This window comes from Azohydromonas sp. (assembly GCF_035325925.1).
In the GTDB taxonomy this organism is placed as follows: domain Bacteria; phylum Pseudomonadota; class Gammaproteobacteria; order Burkholderiales; family Burkholderiaceae_C; genus Calidifontimicrobium.
The window spans coordinates 1-3,498 of record NZ_DAOKZA010000020.1 but is presented as its reverse complement, the minus strand read 5'-3'; the positions used below and the strand labels follow the sequence as shown (position 1 = coordinate 3,498).

Here is a 3,498-nt window from a genome sequence, read left to right as displayed (position 1 = left end):
CCGAGCTCTGCGAGGCCGGGGTCCGCAGTGGCCGAGCGTCGCGAGCGCGGACTCGTGAACGCCTCAGGCTAGCCCGAGACGTCGGCTCTCGACGAACACCGGCCGCAGCTCGTCGCCCGCGGCACTGACCGCGCGACCGCGGCCCTGACGCTTGGCCTCGTACAGGGCCTGATCGGCGCGGCGCAACGCCTCGTCGAGCGACTCGTCGTCGCGCAACTGCACGACGCCGAAGCTCAGCGACAGCCGCGGCACGGCCTGCTCGTTGGCTAGACGCTGCGCGCGGTGCACGATGCGCGTGGCCACGGCCATCGCGTCGCGCAGCTCGGTGCGTGGCAGCAGCAGCACGAATTCGTCACCGCCGTGGCGACCGGCGACGTCGTTGGCGCGCAGCGTGTCCTGCACGCAGCGCGCGACCAGCCGCAGCGCGCGATCGCCTGCCGCGTGACCGAGTTCGTCGTTGATGCGCTTGAAGTGGTCGATGTCGAACATCAGCACCGCCGCGGTGCGGTCCGGGTGGCGCTGCAGCACGCGGCGCGCCAGCTCGCCGAAGTGGCGCCGGTTCGGCACCTGCGTGAGCATGTCGATGTTCGCGAGGAAGCGCAGGCGCCGGCGAGAGTCCCTCAATTCGCTGACGGTGCGCTCGTGCGCGAGCAGCAGCGCGACGAATCCCATGCCGGTGGACAGCACCGCCGACAGCGGCGCAGCCGCCGCCGCAGCCGGCACGGCCGCGTCCAGCCCGGTGGCCAGCGCCAGCGCCCCATGCCCGGCCACGGCCACCGCGAGCAGGGCGCACAGCACGCGCAACGGAGCCTCTACGCGCAGCACCGCGCTGCCGAGCAGGGCGATCAGCGCGTAGCCGTGCAGTGCGGCCATCGCCGCGTTCCACACCGCTCCCGGGGTGTCGCGCGCCGCCTCGACCAGCACCGCCGCGACGGCCAGCACCAGCACCACCGCGTCGACGGCGGCGTGCCCGCGCGGTCGCTGGCGCGCGTGGAAGCGCCGCAGCCCCATCAGCACCAGCACCGGCCAGGGCAGCAGCAGCACCAGCCCGATCACCGCCGCGGCGTCGTGGCCGACCGTCATCGTCAGCACCGCGAGCCCGGCGAAGACCAGCCACTGCCCCCCCAGCCACCAGCCCGCGCCGCGCGCCAGCGGGGCGCCGACGCTGGCTGCCGTCGTCGCCAGTGCCGTGGCGAAGGCGACGCCTGCCGAAAGCAGCAGCAGCGTGGGCAGATGCAGCCAGGTCGATGCGTCCATCGCGGCATTGTCGAAGCGGGCTCGGCGTGGTCGCAGCCCATCGAAGGCAGCGAGTGCAACAGGTTGCTGCGCGAGGTCGCCCGACGTCACTCCTGGACACAAAGCCGCGATCCGGCGACTCGCGATGGCGCTGACGTATGCTCGCGTGCATGCCGGCCCTGTTCGACGCCTTCTGGCGCGCCACCGCGTACTGCCTGCACCCGCGCGTCGTGCTGTGGTCGTTGCTGCCGCTGGTGCTCGCCGTCGCGCTGACGCTGGCATTGGGCTACCAGTACTGGGAGAGCGCGGTTGCCGGCGTGCGTGCGACGCTCGACGGCTGGGCGCTCAGCGCCGCGCTGATCGCATGGCTCGAGTCGCTCGGCCTCGACGGGCTGCGCGCGGTCTTGGCGCCGCTGGTGGTCGTCGCACTCGCGGTGCCGGTGATCGTCGTCGTCGCGCTGCTGCTGGTGGCCACGCTGATGACGCCAGCGCTGGTGTCACTGGTCGCGAAGCGGCGCTTCCCGACGCTCGAGCGACGGCACGGCGCGTCGCTCGTCTGGGCGTCGCTGCGCTCGCTGGGCCTGGGCGTGTTCGCGCTGGCACTGCTGGCGGCCAGTGTGCCGCTGTGGTTCGTGCCGCCACTGGTGCTGGTGGTGCCGCCGCTGATCTGGGGCTGGCTCACGTACCGCGTGCTCGCCTTCGACGTGCTCGCGGTGCACGCCAGTGCCGACGAGCGCCGCGCGCTGCTGGCCGCGCACCGCTGGCCGCTGCTGGGCATGGGCCTGGTCGCGGGCTACCTGGGCGCAGCGCCGACGCTGCTGTGGGCGATGGGGGTGCTCACGCTGGTGTTCGCGCCGCTGCTGGTGCTGCTGTCGGTGTGGCTGTACACGCTCGTGTTCGCGTTCACGGCGCTGTGGTTCGCCCACTACGCGCTGGCCGCGCTGCAGGCCTCGCGCGCCGAGCACGAGGTCGAGGTGCTGCCCGCCGAGCCGGCCCCGGCGTCTGCCCACGTGCTGCCGCCGCCCGACGCGGACACGGCGCTGCCGCGCGCGCTGCCATGAACTTCGGACTGATCATCGTCGGCGACGAGATCCTGTCGGGCAAGCGACAGGACAAGCACCTGCCCAAGGTCATCGAACTGCTCGGCGCGCGTGGCCTGGCGCTGGCCTGGGCGCGCTACGTCGGCGACGACCCGGCGCGCATCACCGCAGTGCTGCGCGACGCCTTCTCCAGCGGCGACGCGGTGTTCTCGTGCGGCGGCATCGGAGCGACCCCCGACGACCACACGCGCCAGTGTGCCGCCGCGGCGCTGGGCGTGCCGCTGGAACTGCACCCGCAGGCGCGCGCGCTGATCGTCGAGCGCATGCGCGACATCGCGGCCGAGCAGGGCGTGCCCTTCGACCCGGACCGCCCGGACAACGTGCACCGCCTGACCATGGGCGCGTTTCCGTCCGGCGCGACGATCGTTCCGAACCCGTACAACAAGATTCCCGGGTTCTCGGTCGGCGACGTGCACTTCATGCCCGGTTTCCCGGTGATGGCCTGGCCGATGATCGAATGGCTGCTCGACCACCGCTACGCCGCGCTGCACGGCCGCGACCGCCAGCGCGAGTTGTCGGTGATCGTGCGCGGCACGATGGAGTCGACGCTGACGCCGCTGATGGAGGCCGTCGAGCGCGAGCACGCCGGGGTGCGCGTGTTCAGCCTGCCCAGCGTTGATCACCCGCAGCACGGAAGACACATCGAGCTTGGCGTGAAGGGCGCCGAGTCCGTCGTCGCACCGGCGTACGCGCGGCTGCTGGACGGTCTGCACGCGCTGGGGGCCGAACTCGGCCCCGAACTGGTGCGTTGATGACGTGGATGTGGAACCATTTCAGTGCACACATGCGCACCAATGGCGTGCGTGCTCGCGGACACCGGCGCCCCGGGATTGGGCACGCTTTCTGCTAGATTGAAGCGCAGTCTGGGCGACCGGGAAAGACCGGCGCCTCGAGTCCAGCACGCACACCCCTCAACCCAACCCCACAGCACAGCGTCCCGCTAGGAGATCTCTGATGGCCAAGACCGTCGCCGACGTGATGAAGATGGTGAAGGACAACGAAGTCAAGTTCGTCGACTTCCGCTTCACCGACACCCGCGGCAAGGAACAACACGTCACGGTGCCCGTGTCGGCCTTCGGCGAAGACAAGTTCGCCGAAGGCCACGCGTTCGACGGCTCGTCGATCGCCGGCTGGAAGGGCATCGAGGCGTCGGACATGCTGC

Annotated in this window: 4 protein-coding genes; 3 read left to right on the top strand and 1 reads right to left on the bottom strand. The window is 71.6% G+C overall.

Annotated elements, in window-relative coordinates; translation table 11 throughout:
- Nucleotides 1–63: 63 nt before the first annotated feature.
- Entirely contained in the window at nt 64–1,257 is a 1,194-nt protein-coding gene (locus tag PKC53_RS09390) for a GGDEF domain-containing protein (RefSeq protein WP_324428215.1), read from the bottom strand.
- Between the two features lie 149 nt (nt 1,258–1,406).
- Between PKC53_RS09390 and PKC53_RS09385 the strand changes: the two genes are divergently transcribed.
- The 3 genes from PKC53_RS09385 to PKC53_RS09375 form a co-directional block, all read left to right on the top strand.
- Nucleotides 1,407–2,297, top strand: a complete 891-nt coding sequence (locus tag PKC53_RS09385; protein ID WP_324428214.1) for an EI24 domain-containing protein — start codon at nt 1,407–1,409, stop codon at nt 2,295–2,297.
- Nucleotides 2,294–3,088, top strand: a complete 795-nt coding sequence (locus tag PKC53_RS09380; protein ID WP_324428213.1) for a molybdopterin-binding protein — start codon at nt 2,294–2,296, stop codon at nt 3,086–3,088. Before PKC53_RS09385 ends, PKC53_RS09380 begins: the two co-directional genes overlap by 4 nt.
- Before the next feature lie 202 nt (nt 3,089–3,290).
- Nucleotides 3,291–3,498, top strand: a 208-nt coding sequence (locus tag PKC53_RS09375; protein WP_324428212.1) for a glutamine synthetase beta-grasp domain-containing protein, incomplete at its 3' end; no start/stop codon positions are given.